The sequence below is a fragment of the Sphingobacterium faecium genome (assembly GCF_003054045.1).
Taxonomy (GTDB): Bacteria; Bacteroidota; Bacteroidia; order Sphingobacteriales; family Sphingobacteriaceae; genus Sphingobacterium; species Sphingobacterium faecium.
Genome location: NZ_QBKH01000002.1, coordinates 68,336 through 84,536 on the forward strand (window position 1 = coordinate 68,336; position 16,201 = coordinate 84,536).

Annotated in this window: 14 protein-coding genes and 1 tRNA gene; 8 read left to right on the forward strand and 7 right to left on the reverse strand. The window is 36.1% G+C overall.

Features of this window, described 5'->3' with window-relative positions; all coding sequences use genetic code 11:
- Positions 1-163 precede the first annotated feature (163 nt).
- Together C8N37_RS04755 and C8N37_RS04760 are read left to right on the forward strand one after the other, a co-directional pair.
- Entirely contained in the window at positions 164-1,360 is a 1,197-nt protein-coding gene (locus tag C8N37_RS04755; RefSeq protein WP_108157839.1) for an ankyrin repeat domain-containing protein, read from the forward strand.
- A 12-nt stretch (positions 1,361-1,372) separates the two neighbouring features.
- Positions 1,373-2,719, forward strand: a complete 1,347-nt coding sequence (locus tag C8N37_RS04760; protein ID WP_108157840.1) for an ankyrin repeat domain-containing protein — start codon at positions 1,373-1,375, stop codon at positions 2,717-2,719.
- 67 nt (positions 2,720-2,786) lie between these two features.
- Here the strand turns inward: C8N37_RS04760 and C8N37_RS04765 are convergent.
- Positions 2,787-2,858: transfer RNA gene (locus C8N37_RS04765), tRNA-Glu, on the reverse strand.
- 135 nt (positions 2,859-2,993) lie between these two features.
- A complete protein-coding gene (locus C8N37_RS04770; RefSeq protein ID WP_108157841.1) occupies positions 2,994-3,635 on the reverse strand; it encodes a 4'-phosphopantetheinyl transferase family protein in 642 nt (213 codons plus the stop codon).
- 370 nt (positions 3,636-4,005) lie between these two features.
- Here C8N37_RS04770 and dcd point away from each other — a divergent pair, with 370 nt between their 5' ends.
- Positions 4,006-4,542: a dCTP deaminase gene (gene dcd / locus C8N37_RS04775; RefSeq protein WP_108157842.1), complete on the forward strand. Its 537-nt coding sequence runs from the start codon at positions 4,006-4,008 to the stop codon at positions 4,540-4,542.
- Between the two features lie 177 nt (positions 4,543-4,719).
- Here the strand turns inward: dcd and prfB are convergent.
- Positions 4,720-5,803 (reverse strand): peptide chain release factor 2 gene (prfB, locus tag C8N37_RS04780; protein WP_146171005.1). Its coding sequence is split into 2 segments (ribosomal slippage): positions 4,720-5,742 and positions 5,744-5,803, totalling 1,083 coding nucleotides; the frame shifts between segments, so codons are not numbered across the junction.
- 199 nt (positions 5,804-6,002) lie between these two features.
- Between prfB and pgi the strand changes: the two genes are divergently transcribed.
- Entirely contained in the window at positions 6,003-7,652 is a 1,650-nt protein-coding gene (gene pgi / locus C8N37_RS04785; RefSeq protein WP_108157844.1) for a glucose-6-phosphate isomerase, read from the forward strand.
- A 92-nt stretch (positions 7,653-7,744) separates the two neighbouring features.
- Here the strand turns inward: pgi and pfkA are convergent, their stop codons facing one another.
- The 4 genes from pfkA to C8N37_RS04805 all read right to left on the reverse strand — a co-directional run bounded on the left by pfkA (position 7,745) and on the right by C8N37_RS04805 (position 12,323).
- Entirely contained in the window at positions 7,745-8,719 is a 975-nt protein-coding gene (gene pfkA / locus C8N37_RS04790; RefSeq protein ID WP_108157845.1) for a 6-phosphofructokinase, read from the reverse strand.
- Between the two features lie 164 nt (positions 8,720-8,883).
- Positions 8,884-10,578: a protein-disulfide reductase DsbD family protein gene (locus C8N37_RS04795; protein ID WP_108157846.1), complete on the reverse strand. Its 1,695-nt coding sequence runs from the start codon at positions 10,576-10,578 to the stop codon at positions 8,884-8,886.
- A 296-nt stretch (positions 10,579-10,874) separates the two neighbouring features.
- Positions 10,875-11,324: a protein-disulfide reductase DsbD N-terminal domain-containing protein gene (locus tag C8N37_RS04800; RefSeq protein WP_170114469.1), complete on the reverse strand. Its 450-nt coding sequence runs from the start codon at positions 11,322-11,324 to the stop codon at positions 10,875-10,877.
- A gap of 228 nt (positions 11,325-11,552) precedes the next feature.
- Positions 11,553-12,323 carry a biotin--[acetyl-CoA-carboxylase] ligase gene (locus C8N37_RS04805; protein WP_244914344.1) on the reverse strand — a complete coding sequence of 257 codons (771 nt, stop codon included), beginning with the start codon at positions 12,321-12,323 and terminating at the stop codon, positions 11,553-11,555.
- Between the two features lie 50 nt (positions 12,324-12,373).
- Here C8N37_RS04805 and rsfS point away from each other — a divergent pair, with 50 nt between their 5' ends.
- The 4 genes from rsfS to C8N37_RS04825 are packed head-to-tail and all read left to right on the forward strand — an operon-like array spanning position 12,374 to position 16,201.
- Positions 12,374-12,748, forward strand: coding sequence for a ribosome silencing factor (gene rsfS, locus C8N37_RS04810; protein WP_108157848.1), 375 nt, complete (start codon positions 12,374-12,376; stop codon positions 12,746-12,748).
- 44 nt (positions 12,749-12,792) lie between these two features.
- Positions 12,793-14,865, forward strand: coding sequence for an ATP-dependent zinc metalloprotease FtsH (ftsH, locus tag C8N37_RS04815; RefSeq protein WP_108157849.1), 2,073 nt, complete (start codon positions 12,793-12,795; stop codon positions 14,863-14,865).
- 60 nt (positions 14,866-14,925) lie between these two features.
- Complete coding sequence (locus C8N37_RS04820; protein WP_108157850.1) at positions 14,926-15,573, forward strand: LutC/YkgG family protein; 648 nt, start codon at positions 14,926-14,928, stop codon at positions 15,571-15,573.
- A 4-nt stretch (positions 15,574-15,577) separates the two neighbouring features.
- Entirely contained in the window at positions 15,578-16,201 is a 624-nt protein-coding gene (locus tag C8N37_RS04825; protein ID WP_108157851.1) for a rhomboid family intramembrane serine protease, read from the forward strand.

The window sequence follows — 16,201 nt, forward strand, 5'->3', positions numbered from 1 at the left end:
TTTTTTATAGTAAGATCGCGCAGAAACTGTGCGGATAAGAATTCATATTCAAAACATGATGCTTTGATCATTTTTTGAAATCAAATCCTAGAAGAACTTTAAATGTGCAGTCGTCAGATTTAAAGAAATTATCAGAATTTTCTCTGATTTAAAAATTTTAACAATGACAAATGATGAATTAAGAATGCTAGCCACTTGTTCGGGTAGAGGAGAAGTCGAAGAGATGGAACAAATCATTGCGCAAGCGACAAAAAAGATCGAATTTCAGGATTATGCCCTGAAAAATACAGTTGCTGAATTGATCCGCAATCAGCATTACAGCATTTTAGATAAATTTATTATTAAAGGATTTATTTCAACAGACCTGTATGATTATGATCGTTTTGATCATACTGTTATCTCGACATTGATCAATCCGATGATGGTGAAGGATGATGTGCTCGAAAGCTATCAGACTTGGTTAGGAGGCTATTTAAAACAAGTTGAAGATCTCGATGAACAAATTGCTGGTACAACACTTCTTGAATTTGCGCTTAAAGAAAATGCGCCAATCGAACTATTAAAAACTATTGTCACTGCAGGAGCTGATGTACATCGTGTAGACCAATATGGACAGACCTTACTATTTAAAGCATGTAACATGAGGACGCAAGTAGCGGATCATAAAAATAGTAAAGTAGACTGGTTATTATCTGAAGGAATTGATCCCAATATTGCTAATGTCGAACAAAAAACAGCGTTACATATGGCGGTAGATAACTTAAATATGGAGTTTATTACTAGCTTAATGGATGCAGGAGCGGATGCAAATTTTTTAGATTGGCATGGAGAAAGTGCTTTTTACTATGCTGCTGTCAGACAATCGAATCCTGACTTGTTGCTTAACATGTTAAATTACAGTCAACCCGATTTCCACAGCGTGAATAAACAGGGTGAAAATTTACTCAACGCTTTTCTCCGAATGATGCATATCGAAAACGACCGTCACTTGCACGTATTATCGTTGCTATTGTCAAATGGTGCAGATCTTACCGAACCCTCGCTTTGGTATCAGAAAGCAAAAACTGGAGTTGATTGGTTGGTAGAGAAGTCCGTTATCACAGTGGAAGAAGTCATGGAAAAAGACTTTATTGATGTCAATTATAGAGATGATCAGGGTAACACGCTTTTACACAAGGTGTGTCAAGTGAATCTCAATTACGATGAATTTAAGGCTCGTGATCTGTATAAAAAAGTCAAGTATTTAGTGGACAAAGGAGTAGATCCACAAATAGAAAATAGTTTAGATAAGAAAGCTGTGGATTATGCTATGGAAGACAATCTAAAGATAAAAACGGTAGAGTGGTTATTAAAATATTAAATCCAAAAAAATATGTCTCAATCATTTATAGTGGCTTGCGAAGGAGGTAAACGCAAGATTGCTGAAATTTTATTGGAAAAGAATCAGGTCGATGTCTCCTATACAGATGAAAGGGGACGTACCGCATTACACTACGCGGCACATCGTGGTTACTTGGATTTAGTGAAAAAATTAGTGGAAGCAGGAGCTTCTATAGATTATGAAGATCATCGGGGAGAAACACCTCTGTATTTTTCATTATTGCAAAAACAGAAACCTTCCGCTCTATACCTGTTAGAAAAAGGGGCAAATCCTCGTATTAATGATTTTGCCGGTAATAGTTTACTCCATATTGCTGCTCGTACTGGTCAACAAGATATGGCTGAACAATTGATTGGAGCAGGACTAGATGTAAATGCATTGAATAATGAAGCAGTCTCTCCCTTGTTACTAGCCGTTCAAGAGAAATATCCGCCTGTCGTTCAGCTTCTGGTTGTACAAGGAGCCAATCTAGATATCACAGATAAGGAAGGCAATACCGCATTAAATATTGCTGTCGCCTTGGGGTCAGTATCTATTGTAAACATGTTGTTGGATAATGGTGCTTCGGTCAATATGTTGAATGATCTCAGTGAGGGGCCCCTATTATTAGCCGTAAAATTGGGGAATCGTTTGCTTGCACAAAAACTGATAGAACAGGGTAGCGATATATTTGCTGAATCTGTTGAAGGAATCTCTCCCGTGTGGTACGTATGCAATAGCAATCAAAAGGAATTACTTGCGTTATTTCTTGAAAAAGGCCTATCGCCAGATTATGCGCGTCCTGTAGATTCTTTTGATGGAAAAGATGGAACATATCTTCAGACCTTGATTGCGCGTGCAGGTGGTCGGACCTTTATCTTGGGTATAGAGCCACATTATGCTGGTGAGACATTGCTACAAACTGCTACAAAAATGGGTTACCTATCTTTGGTGAAGCAACTATTAGATCGTGGGGCATCTATGAATAAGCAAGATGCATCTGGTAATACTGCTTTGCATTATGCAGCAGCATATGGAAAAAAAGATGTATTACGCTATCTACTCTCTAATGGGGCTCTTACAGATGTTTCAAATGTCCTTGAGCAAAAACCCATCGATTATTCGAATATGCAAGGATTTAACGAGATTACTGCCTTACTGATTGATTTTGGTGCGAAAACAAATGCCATCGATGAAGAACCTTTGAACGCAGGGAAAAAAGTGTTTTCAGAACCGAAACAGGGGATGGAAATGGGGCTCAAGAAACAAGCATTATTTGATTTGAAGGAATTAATGGATGCTGGGATAATCAATCAAGAAGAATTTGATCTGGAAAAAGCAAAAATACTAAAGGCATGATCTTCATCAATCATTTCAAAAAAGAAAAGCTTGCAAATTTAATTTGCAAGCTTTTCTGTTTAATGTGTAGCCCGTAGGGGAATCGAACCCCTGTTTCTAGAATGAAAATCTAACGTCCTAACCCCTAGACGAACGGGCCATTTGTTTATTAATGTGATGCAAAGATAAGCGCATTTTTTACTCTTCCAAAATAAATGTTACACCTTTTTCGTAACTGTTTGAATCTGAATAAAATTATTTTTTTATCTTCCTCTTTTAGCTTCGAAAATCGGCCTTATTCGACCACATATGCTAGTAAATAGTCATTGAACTTCTCATAGTATACATCAAAAGAGCGGTTGTACTGTTCACTGGTTAAGTACAATTTCAATAGCCCTTCCTCTTCATATTCAAAAGGAGCGATGGTCATATTGTGAAGGAAGGAAACTCCAGCGTTGCCCTGTAGTTTGTATACCGCTTCTTTTGCACTCCAACAAGCATAGAGTTGTTCGATCCGGCTTTTATCTTTAGAAATGAAGTGGAGTTCTTCTTCTTTGAGAAATTTATGTGCTATACGCTCTACTTTTGATTTGATCAATTCCATATCTATACCTACCTGTCCACTTGAACTTATAATTGCTCCCGCATAATCAAAAGAGTGCGTAAGGGATATCTTTTGTGGAAAATTGGCCAAGTATGGTTTGCCATTTGTATCCGAAGGACAGTCAATGTAAGCGGTTGTATTGAGTAAGGTTCGCAATAGTACCCGAGTCGCTAACCAGTGTAGGCGTCGCTTGCCATTGGAAAGGCTGGTCAGCTTTTGCTCCTCTATAGTATCTAATTGTAATTGCTCCGACAATGTTTGTTCATCTTCTTCAATTCGCCAAATTGCAAATTTGGTATGCTGATCCAATTCTCGTAGGTATACTAAGCTCATACTCAAACTTAGATAAATTTGATCTGATAAGCAATATAATTACATGGATATAGCAGTAAAGATTTTGTTGCAGGCTATTTCTCTTGATTAACTCCTTCTATATACATGTCATTGTCGTTGGTATTTTCGTTCATTTAAAAATTTTCATGACGGTTATGTTCTCAGAAACTAGGATAAATAAGGTGAAATTTTAATACTACTTCACTTTCCCGCAAAAAGTAGGAGGAGAAATCGATAACTTTGTTGTTGATATAGCACATTTAAAATTGTAAATAAAACAAATTTATCTAAGTTTGAAAATAAATGGTTATTGTGGGTTCAATTTAGAAATTTGAAATTCAGCTTTAATCATATGTAATAAAGAATAATCATGATTTTATCCGATAAACGTATACTTGAAGAAATTGAAAAAGGCCATATTGTTATAGAACCATATGATCGTAAATGCTTAGGCACAAATTCTTATGATGTTCACTTAGGAAAACATTTAGCGACCTACAGAAGTCGTGTGTTGGATGCTAAGAAACATAATGAGATTGATCACTTTGAAATTCCAGAAGAAGGATTTGTTCTTGAGCCCAATACATTATACCTTGGAGTTACTTTGGAATACACAGAAACCCATCAGCATGTCCCTTTCTTGGAAGGAAAATCAAGCACGGGTCGTTTGGGTATTGACATCCATGCAACAGCAGGTAAAGGTGATGTTGGATTTTGCAACACTTGGACATTGGAGATTTCCTGTGCACAGCCAGTACGTATCTATGCTGGTATGCCCATCGGTCAGTTGATTTATTTTGTTGTTGAGGGTGAGGTTGAAACGCTTTATAATACGAAGGGCAATGCCAAGTATAATACTAAGACGACAAAACCTGTGGAATCTATGATGTGGAAAAATTCATTTTAAAGAAGAGGTACACGGCAATTAAAATCAATATTTCCGGTATTGCCTTCTTATAGCACGAATTAAAAAAAACACCAGATTATCAATCTGGTGTTTTTTTATGCTTGGATATAAAATATGCAAACAAGATTAATTTTCAAGGGTGTAAGACATAGCCTTTAAAAACTTTTTTTTGATCTTTTATCCTCCGAATTCCATCAAATATGATTTTAAGAATTCATCCAAATCTCCATCTAATACAGCTTGAGTATTGGATGTTTCGTGATTGGTTCTTAAATCCTTAATTAATTTATAAGGATGTAAAACATAATTTCTTATTTGAGAACCCCATTCGATTTTCTTTTTATTGCCTTCTATTGCATCTGTTGCTTCTTGACGTTTTCGCATTTCAATTTCATACAACTGTGACTTCAATAATCGGAAAGCATTCTCCTTATTTTGCAACTGCGATCTAGATTCTTGATTTTTGATGATAATGCCTGTCGGTTTGTGGTGGAGTCGCACAGCAGTTTCGACTTTGTTCACATTTTGACCACCAGCACCGCCAGCACGAAACGTATCCCATTCGATCTCAGAATCTTTCACTTCGATCTCGATATTATTATCGATTAAAGGGTACACATATACGGATGCAAATGAGGTATGGCGCTTACCATTGGAATCAAAAGGTGAAATTCGCACTAAACGATGGACGCCGTTTTCTCCTTTCAAATAGCCATAAGCAAAATCTCCAGAAATTTGAAGTGTCACTGTTTTTATTCCTGCAACTTCGCCTTCTTGAGAATCCTGTTCAGTTACTTTGTAGCCATTTTTCTCTCCCCACATGATATACATGCGCATGAGCATAGCCGCCCAGTCACAGCTTTCTGTACCTCCAGCACCAGCTGTAATTTGTAGAATTGCATCCAGCTGATCTTCTTCAGCACTTAGCATATTTTTAAATTCCAACTCTTCTACTGCTTCTAGCGCAATATGGTATTGTTCATTAAGTTCGACCTCTGTGGCGTCACCCGCTTGATAAAACTCATATAATACACCTGTATCATCGACAGAGGCGGCGACTTGATCAAAATGATCAGTCCATACTTTCTGTACTTTGATCGATTGCAATATTTTTTCGGCTGCTTTTGAATCGTTCCAAAAATCTGGTTCTAAAGTAATTGCTTGGTCTTTTTCTAAAGCTTCTTTTTTGACATCAATGTCAAAGATGCCTCCTCAGGGAAGTTACACGATCCCTCAAATCTTGAATTTGTTCTTTGGTCATAATGGCAAAGATACAGCTTTCTACAGTAAATGCCCAAAAAGCTCATGGTAGCATTTTGGTGATCGAGATTAATTTTAATATTTCCGGATCAGTATAGTTTTGGAGGGCAAAGGAGAAATCATTAAATTTCTTTTATATATGCTACAATTAACATGGTAAATAAAACAAATTTATCTAAGTTTGATTAAAATAGAAAGATATGTTACCAAAAATAGATTTTACAAAGACGGCTGCTTACCGTTATTTAGCTGATCATTACATTAGTATTAATGCGCATAGTCTAAAAGATTTGTTTGATGAAGATTCATTCCGATTTGAAAAATACAGTATTGAATTCAATGATTTGCTTTTAGATTATTCTAAAAATAGAGTGAACGATGAGACTTTGGCATTATTACGACAATTGGCTCAGGAATGTCAGCTGAGTGAAGCTATCGCAGCGATGTTTGATGGAGAGAAGATCAACGAAACAGAGGGAAGACAAGTGTTGCATACTGCTTTACGTAATCAATCCGGAAAGTCAATTCTAGTGGATGGTCAAGATATTATGGAGGACATCAATGCGGTGTTGGGGCAGATGGAATCTTTTACACAGCGTATTCTTTCTGGAGAATGGAAAGGCTATACAGGTAAAACGATTACAGATGTGGTTAATATTGGTATTGGAGGCTCAGATTTAGGCCCTGTTATGGTAACGGAAGCATTGAAAGCCTACCGTACACATTTGAATATGCATTTTGTATCTAATGTAGATGGAACGCATATTGCAGAAGCCCTTAAAGGTCTTGATCCAGAGACTACCTTATTTTTAATAGCATCAAAGACTTTTACTACACAAGAAACAATGGCTAATGCCAATAGCGCCCGAGATTGGTTTTTAAATAGTGGTGCACATAAAGCTGATGTTGCGAAACATTTTGCTGCATTAAGTACCAATACTGCTGCGGTTGCTGAATTTGGTATTGATACGAAGAACATGTTCCAGTTTTGGGATTGGGTAGGTGGTCGTTACTCCCTTTGGTCAGCTATTGGTCTGTCGATCAGCTTGGCTATAGGTTTTGATCATTTTAAAGAATTATTGACTGGGGCTTACGAAGCTGATGAGCATTTTAGAACGGCATCATTTGAAGAGAATATTCCAGTTACTCTGGGTTTACTAGGTATCTGGTATAATAATTTCTTTGAATCAGACAGTCATGCGATCTTACCTTATGACCAGTATTTACATCGTTTTGCGGCTTATTTCCAGCAAGGAGATATGGAGAGTAATGGTAAGAGCGTAGATCGTAACGGCAACGCCATAGACTATCAGACAGGTCCAATTATTTGGGGAGAACCAGGCACCAATGGTCAACATGCCTTTTATCAGTTGATACACCAAGGAACCAAATTGATTCCTTGTGATTTCATTGCACCTGCGATTAGTTTAAATCCAATCGGTAAACATCATCAGATGTTATTGTCCAATTTCTTTGCACAGACAGAGGCATTGATGAATGGCAAATCGGAGGAAGTTGTAATTGCAGAGTTAAAAGCATCGGGCAAATCTGAAGAAGAAATTGAACGGTTGAAAAACTTTAAAGTATTTGAAGGAAATAGACCGAGTAACTCTATTTTGCTTAAAAAAGTTACACCACGTTCTTTGGGAACATTAATAGCGCTATATGAACATAAAATATTTGTGCAGGGCATTATCTGGAATGTATTTAGTTTTGATCAGTGGGGAGTTGAATTAGGAAAACAACTTGCAGGACAGATTCTTCCTGAATTGGAATCTGAAGATATCATCACGACACATGATTCCTCTACCAATGGATTGATCAACCAATATAAAGCTTGGCGTTCCTAATAATCTCTATAACATAAAAAAAGCGTGGTTAAATACTTAACCACGCTTTTTTTATATAAAACTTATTGATATATCCAGATAAGCAATTCTTTTTATAAAGATAGAATCTCTACGATTCTTAATAAATTTTGATTAATAGAATCAATATGTTTAATCGCCTTATTAAACGAAATAAATTCAACTTCACCGTGAACTAGACCTGCCATTTCTCCCTTACGACCCTCAAGGAGTGCTTCTACTGCAGCAACTCCTAATCGGCTAGCTAGTACCCTGTCCATACAAGTTGGGCTTCCACCACGTTGAATATGTCCTAATATAGATAAACGTACGTCATATTGTGGAAAATTTGCTTTAATTCTTTCTGAGACAACCATTCCGCCTTCCGAATCTCCTTCTGCAACAATTACTATGCGTGATGCTTTGCTTTTACGCGTTTTATCCAAGCGTTTCATAATGGCATCATAGTCCACATTAAATTCGGGGATCAATACCGCTTCAGCACCAGTACTAATACCAGATCTTAAGGCAATCAATCCAGAATCTCTTCCCATAACTTCAATAACAAAAAGTCGGTCGTGAGATTCTGCTGTATCTCTGATTTTATCAACAGCTTGTACAACCGTATTAATGGCTGTGTCATATCCTATGGTAAAATCAGTGCCTGCGAGGTCATTATCAATTGTTCCTGGAAGACCAATGATCGGAATATCAAACTCTTCAAGAAATTTAGAAGCACCTGTGAAAGTTCCGTCACCACCAATCACAACTAGCGCATCGATCTGATGTTCCTTAATGTTTTCATAAGCTTTTTGACGACCTTCAATAGTTCTAAATTCGTCACTTCTTGCTGTTTTTAAGATCGTGCCACCGCGCTGAATGATATTAGCGACAGATTTTACGTCCATGGCATACATATCACCATTGACCAAACCGTCATAACCTCTTCTTACGCCAAACACATTCAAACCATTATATATACCTGCTCTAACTACCGCGCGAATGGCAGCATTCATTCCTGGAGCATCTCCTCCAGAAGTTAATACTGCTATATTTTTAATATTACTCATATTTCAAACTTAAATAAATTGTCTCTTATATGCAATATAAATCAGTTGAATATCAAAAACAATGTAGGTGATATGATTTGTTTTTACTTATCACTTACATATTATTGTTCTATAAATCCTTTTTTCCTTTACTTATGACAAAATTTTTGGATAATAAAGAGGAATTATTTTTTAGTGTTAAATGCATCAATACCACTTTGCAAATATTTTGCGTATTCGACAGGATCATAGTTTGCTCCTGATGGCGGGACTAAAACATTTCCTTCTGTATCCACAATAACATAGAGCGGTTGCGAATTACTATTGAATTTTGAAGCTTGAAAATCGGAGTTTTTATTTCCGATATTTTTTATTTTTTTGCCTGAATAAGCTGATATAATTTGTTCTGCTGCTGGTAATTCTGTGCGGTCATCCACAAAAAGTTCAGCCATTACAAAACCTTCTTTTAATAATTTGGCTACGGTTGGATCTGTCCAAACGTTTGCTTCCATCTTTCTACAATTAACACAGTTCCATCCTGTAAAATCAATCAGTACAGGTTTTTTTAATTCTTTAGCTGTTTCTAAAGCCTGATCATAATCATAGTAAGGGTCAAATCCTTTAGGTGTACCACGCTCATGAAATATCTCTGCATATTTTTTCACTTTACCGTCTGAATGAGTAGGTGACCCATTTGCTATTCCTGCTGATAAATCAAAATCTTGAGTTGCTGATGGAGGTAAGAAAGCGGAGATAGATTTTAATGGTGCTCCCCATAGTCCTGGAATCATATACATGACAAATGAAAAAACCACAATCGCTAAGAATGTACGTGGAACAGATAAAAATTTCAATTCACTATCGTGTGAAAACTTAATTTTACCAATTAAGTAAAGTCCCATTAAACCAAAAATGACGATCCAAAGTGAAAGGAAAACTTCGCGGTCCAACCAATTCCAATGATAAGCTAGATCGACATTGGATAAGAATTTTAGTGCTAGTGCTAATTCCAAAAATCCTAAAACAACTTTTACACTATTTAACCATCCTCCAGATTTTGGAAGTGATTTTAAAAGCGATGGAAACATGGCAAATAAACCAAAGGGAATCGCTAATGCAATGGAGAATCCCAGCATACCGATGGCTGGCCCTAATCGTTCGCCTTTTGATGCAGCTTCTACCAATAAAGTTCCTATAATCGGTCCTGTACACGAGAAGGAAACTAAAGAAAGACTAAAAGCCATAAAGAAAAGACCTACTAACCCACCTTTATCGGATTTAGCATCCATTTTATTAACAAATGAGCTTGGTAGTGTGATTTCAAATGCACCGAAGAAAGATGCAGCGAAAGCCACCAATAGCAGGAAGAATATAAAATTGAATATACCATTTGTTGACAAAGCATTGAGTGCATCCGATCCAAAAAGGATAGTAATGATCATACCCAAGGCAACATAGATAATAATGATAAAAAGACCATATAATAAAGCTTTACTGATACCGCTTGCCCTAGATCCAGCCTGTTTTGTAAAAAAACTAACTGTCAAAGGTAGCATCGGAAAGATACAGGGCATCAATAGAGCTGCAAAACCACCAATCAATCCTGCGAGAAAAATCCCCCATAAAGACTTTTTTACTTCAGGTGTGGCTTTTACTGCTAAATTTTGCGTGTTTTTAACTGTATCTTGACTTATAGTGTCGGGACTTTCTGAAAAAACCAAATCTGAAGGGACGTCTGAAATTGCTGCCGTATCAGCTGATTCTGAAAATTCGATTCCTTCTACACTAAGCAATGAGTCTTGCACCGATGCAAAGGAGAAGGCAGGAATGAATAAACTGAAAATAACGAAGTAAAGTAAAAATAGTTTCTTTTTAGCCATTTTTTGTAGAGTTCATATGTAAGTTGTAAAATTAGAAAAAGGGGATGAGAATCCCCTTATCTTTTAGTAGTTGTAAAGTCAATTTTACTTCAGACAGATCAATTTGCAATATATTCTGACCAAGATGGCTGTTTTATGTTAGTTGGATTCCTAAAATTAACATTTTATTTAACCTCAAATTGGTTTTAACAAACCATTTGCGATTTAAAAAGATCTCCCTATAAAAAAGCGCCATTTAGATCTTTTTTTGCTTGATCTAAATAGCGCTAAATTTCTTGTATTGGTTTTATTATTTACTACTTGATGGTAACCGTAAATGCATAATCAGTTGGAGGAAGACATTGTGTTTTATCACACGCTTGATATTCAACAGAACCTTTTACGGTTGCAGTTCCTTTATTCAATTTTACTTTTTGTTGGAAAACAACTTCCTTATTAAAATAGCCTACATTCATTTTGAATACTTCTTCATACTTAGTCGCTGGTTTTGGCTCAGCTGTTTTACCATTTAATGTATAATCTTTAGAGGCAGGATATGTAAATGAAGTTGGAATAGGACCATTTTCACCTATGTTTTGAGAATAGATATGCCAACCATCTTGAATGGTTGCTTTGATAAAAATAACAGCTTCTTTACTGTTTAATTTTTTTGAAGCAACAGTCCATTTTACCGGATTATGGATTTGAGCTACAGCACCTGAAATAGCAAAAAATAATACTGCTATTATTAATGTTAATTTTTTCATTGGTATATATTTGTTTTAAATTGTTATGAAGCTATCATAAGTAAATTTATAGCTAATTATTAGCGGTATTGCTTATGATGATTTCATCAGAATAATTTGTTTTTGTTTATTTTAATAGTTATTGTGCTTTAGTATGACGTAGCAAAATAGCTAAAGTTTAATTTCCTTTAGCAAATTTAGTGCTTTGATGAGATATATTTATCTGTTGATGGTAAATATTTTTTTATGCTATAGTACATACTTAATTTCCTTGAGATCAAATGCCTTTATTTCCTGATTTATTTGCACTTGTAATTGACCGTTAGGCAGCACCTGTATAATTTTTCCTTTAATTTCTACATCCGCAATTTTATAGGTCTTTGTTTCATTTTTACGAAAAAGATGTTGATTGAACTCTTGAAGTTGTTGCACTTGATCTGCATTTTTCAAGCGTTTGTATTCGGTGTCTAAAAATAGATATAGTTCATTTGCTAAACTCGATATATCATATTCTTCAGCGGTATCATTAATCGATTTTAGCGATGTGATATGTGGATGGTCTATAAATGTGGTCTGATTCACATTAACACCTATTCCGATAACACTGGAACCAATTAAAGTTCCTTTGATGCTGTTTTCAATTAATAGGCCCGATATCTTCTTCTGGTTTACATAAATGTCATTAGGCCATTTAATTTGTACTATCTCTTTTGTTTTGGTCTTTAACCATTTCATAATCCCAAGACATATTGCACATGATAAGGCAAATTGCTCGTCGATTTTTAGAAAATGAGGATATACTAAAATTGATGTAATAATATTTTTACCTGGTTCGGTGATCCACATATTGCCCCTTTGACCTTTACCAGCGTATTGTTCAACTGCTAAAATGGCAGAACCTTCATCCTGTGGCTTGAATTTTGACAAGTTATCCTTAAAATAATCATTTGTGGATGACACTCGGTCGACAGTAATTACATTTTGACCAATGATAAGTCCTGAAAATGTGTTATTTTGCAAAGTGAAAAAATTTTAATTGTATATAATAGTCAAAACTATAATATTTTTTAATGGATAAAAATAAAAGTTCGGAATTGTCAACGCGCCTATCAGAGGTTGTTGTGTATGGTATGCAAGAGAAGAAAGCAAGTGAAATAGTGCGATTGGATTTGAGAGATATTAACAGTTCTGTTTCTGATTATTTTGTCATTTGCCATGCCGACTCCCATATTCAAGCCAATGCAATAGCAAAAAGTGTGGAGGATGAGGTTTATAAAACATTTGGTCAGGATCCTCAGTATAAGGAGGGACAAGGTATTGGAGAGTGGTTGATACTTGATTTTGTAGATGTGGTCGTTCATATTTTCAAAAAGGAGAAAAGAGCGCTATATGCGATCGAAGATTTATGGGGAGATGCTCAAATTCAAAATTTTCAAAGTGCATAGATTTGGATATAAAAATAGATTTAAAACGATATAAATAAGATAGAATGAAGAAAATACCAACTGGTAAAATAACCCCAAAACCGCCCAAGTTTAATATCTTGTGGTTAAGTTTTGCTTTGATTGTGGTTTTTTTTGCCCTACAATACGTTTTTAGCGATAGTACGGCTAAAAAGATTACTTACAGTGAGTTTGAATCTACAATCTTACCAACAGGAGATGTAGAGCGGTTAGAAGGTACTAAGAAAAATGACCTTGTACAGATTGACGTTTATATTAAGAAAGATCGTTTAAAAGATGAAAAATATAAGGATGTTGCTCCAGGACCCAATGCATTAGCATTAACTCCTGTTACTGGACCGCAATATTTTTTTACGGAAGCTTCTGCGGAGATTTTAGCGGCTAACTTAAAGGCAGCACAAGAAAATTTACCTGCAGGTACCCCGCGATTGAGTGTCAGCTATGAAGATCGTTCCAATCCTTGGGCCAATTATTTCGTAACGTTTATTTTGCCATTAGTCGTGATGGTATTATTATGGTTATTCTTAATGCGCCGTATGAATGGTGGAGGCGCTGGAGGTGGAGGCCAAATATTTAATATTGGTAAATCAAAAGCTCAACTTTTTGATAAGGAATCTTCCATCAATATCACTTTTAATGATGTAGCTGGTTTAGAAGAAGCGAAGCAAGAGGTTATGGAAATTGTGGATTTCTTGAAAAATCCACGTAAGTATACCAATCTAGGAGGTAAAATTCCTAAAGGAGCGTTATTAGTAGGCCCTCCAGGAACAGGAAAAACATTACTTGCGAAAGCCGTTGCTGGTGAAGCACAAGTTCCATTTTTCTCCTTATCAGGATCTGATTTTGTTGAAATGTTCGTTGGTGTAGGAGCTTCTCGTGTTCGTGATTTATTTAAACAAGCAAAAGAAAAAGCACCATGTATTATTTTTATTGATGAAATTGATGCTATTGGTCGTGCTCGTGGTAAAAACTCGATGATGGGTGGTAACGATGAACGTGAGAATACATTAAATCAACTATTGGTCGAGATGGATGGTTTTGGTACAGATTCAGGCGTTATCATCCTAGCTGCAACAAACCGTATTGACGTATTGGATAGCGCTTTATTGCGTCCAGGACGTTTTGATAGACAAATTTCGATTGACAAACCAGATTTAATTGGTCGTGAGCATATTTTTAAAGTGCACTTAAAGCCTTTAAAATTGTCGGAAGAGGTTGATGCCAAGAAATTATCCGCACAGACACCAGGATTTGCAGGTGCTGAGATTGCCAATGTTTGTAATGAAGCTGCTTTAATTGCTGCGCGTAAAAACAAGACGGAAATTGATATGCAAGATTTCCAAGATGCAGTAGATCGTGTTATTGGTGGTTTAGAAAAGAAAAATAAAATCATCTCTCCGGAGGAGAAAAAAATTGTTGCTTATCATGAGGCAGGCCATGCGATTGCAGGTTGGTTTTTAGAGCATGCAGATCCTTTGGTTAAGGTATCTATTGTACCACGTGGTGTTGCGGCATTAGGGTATGCACAGTATTTGCCTAGAGAGCAGTTCTTATATACCACAGAGCAGTTAGTGGATAGTTTGTGTATGACTATGGGTGGTCGTGTAGCTGAAGATATTACTTTTGGGCGTATATCTACTGGAGCTCAAAATGATTTGGAACGCATCACAAAATTGGCATACGCTATGGTTGCGATCTATGGTATGAATGAAAAAGTTGGAAATGTTTCTTTCCGTGATGGATCCGAGCAATTTCACAAGCCTTATTCTGACAAAACGGCAGAGTTAATTGACTCTGAAGTTCGTAATCTAATTACTGATGTTTATACCAGAACAAAGCAATTGTTACTAGAAAAACAAGATGGTTTAATCGCTATCGCAGAGAAATTATTAGAAAAGGAAATCTTGTTCCAGAGCGATTTGGAAGAAATTTTAGGAAAACGTCCATTTGACACGAAAACTACTTATGATGAGTTTGTGAATAGTGGAGATGGGGGTGGTGTTCCACAAACGGATCTACCTTTAGATGTTTTACCAGAAGAGACGAGTGTCGCAGAACCTAAAATCGGGATCAAAGAAGAAGATAATCCAAACACATAATATTTATTGTACAGCGCTTCTTATATTAAGAGGCGCTGTATTTTTTACTACCTCCGCCATATGAATGTTAAAAATAGCAGTAGCAAAGAGCAGATGTTAGGTAAGATCAGACAGGCTCTAGTTCAAAAAAGTGAAAATCCGCATCCCAAATTCAAAAAAACACCTTTATATCACGAGGAAGATGAATTAGTTGACGTTACGTTTGCGCGAGAACTGACAGCTGTTGGAGGGAAGTTTTTGTATTGTGATGGTGAGATCAATCTCATCGAAAATTTGATTCATTTAACGGAAGAAAATAATATAAAAAAAATATTTACTTGGGAAAAAGGTGTTCAAGACTTGTTGAATCCTTACGGGTTTCCTATACATACCAATGAAGTCGAATTTGATGCTGCTGATGCAGGGATTACGTCTTGTGAAGTTTTGATTGCACGTAATGGAAGTATCATGGTTAGTAATGCTAATGCTTCTGGACGGCGATTGGGTATTTATCCGCCAATTCATATTGTGATCGCAAAAGCTTCTCAAATGGTTTGGGATATTAAAGATGCTTTATCCTATATGCAACGTCGGTATGGTAATCAGATGCCTACGATGGTATCCACAGTTACCGGACCTTCGCGTACTGCAGATATCGAAAAACGCTTAGTTTTGGGAGCGCATGGTCCAAAAGAATTATATGTTTTATTATTAGAGGATCGTTTTTAATTATATGATACAGGAATATCTGTTTTTAACTCCCGTAGCGAGTATTATTTTTGCTTTAACCATAGCTTCAAGTATTTATAGTTTTTCAAATCCTCAAGTACTGGGTGAAATGATGTTGCACCCCTATAGCATCTATCGAAAGAAAAGAGTCTATACGATCTTAACGAGTGGGTTAGTTCATAAAGATTGGGGTCATCTTTTATTCAACATGATCACCTTTTATTATTTTGGATTTGGTTTAGAAAAGATATTAATCCAAATCAGTGATTGGGGTCATCTTCAGTTTGCCATTATTTATGTGTCAAGTTTGATACTCAGTGATATTCCAACCATTTTTCAGCATAAAAATAATTATGGTTACTACAGTTTAGGAGCTTCAGGAGCAATCTGTGCTGTATTATTTAGTTATATTATGTTTGACCCGAAAATGATGCTGGGTATCTTCATGATTATTCCGATGCCTGCGTATATATTTGCGGTCCTCTTTTTGGGGTATTGTGTATGGGCGTCTAGAAACTCAAGAGATGGTATCAACCATGATGCACATTTATTCGGCGCATTATCTGGAGTGATTATCACTTTGATCCTTTATCCTTGGATTTTTAAACATTTTGTAAGTCAGTTTTAA

Bases quoted from the DNA above. Each gene is read 5' to 3' on its own strand.
- ftsH (WP_108157849.1), top strand. From the start codon at position 12,793: ATGAAGAAAATACCAACTGGTAAAATAACCCCAAAACCGCCCAAGTTT.
- C8N37_RS04755 (WP_108157839.1), top strand. From the start codon at position 164: ATGACAAATGATGAATTAAGAATGCTAGCCACTTGTTCGGGTAGAGGA.
- rsfS (WP_108157848.1), top strand. From the start codon at position 12,374: ATGGATAAAAATAAAAGTTCGGAATTGTCAACGCGCCTATCAGAGGTT.
- C8N37_RS04795 (WP_108157846.1), bottom strand. From the start codon at position 10,578: ATGGCTAAAAAGAAACTATTTTTACTTTACTTCGTTATTTTCAGTTTA.
- C8N37_RS04825 (WP_108157851.1), top strand. From the start codon at position 15,578: ATGATACAGGAATATCTGTTTTTAACTCCCGTAGCGAGTATTATTTTT.
- dcd (WP_108157842.1), top strand. From the start codon at position 4,006: ATGATTTTATCCGATAAACGTATACTTGAAGAAATTGAAAAAGGCCAT.
- C8N37_RS04760 (WP_108157840.1), top strand. From the start codon at position 1,373: ATGTCTCAATCATTTATAGTGGCTTGCGAAGGAGGTAAACGCAAGATT.
- C8N37_RS04820 (WP_108157850.1), top strand. From the start codon at position 14,926: ATGAATGTTAAAAATAGCAGTAGCAAAGAGCAGATGTTAGGTAAGATC.
- C8N37_RS04800 (WP_170114469.1), bottom strand. From the start codon at position 11,324: ATGAAAAAATTAACATTAATAATAGCAGTATTATTTTTTGCTATTTCA.
- C8N37_RS04770 (WP_108157841.1), bottom strand. From the start codon at position 3,635: ATGAGCTTAGTATACCTACGAGAATTGGATCAGCATACCAAATTTGCA.
- pfkA (WP_108157845.1), bottom strand. From the start codon at position 8,719: ATGAGTAATATTAAAAATATAGCAGTATTAACTTCTGGAGGAGATGCT.
- pgi (WP_108157844.1), top strand. From the start codon at position 6,003: ATGTTACCAAAAATAGATTTTACAAAGACGGCTGCTTACCGTTATTTA.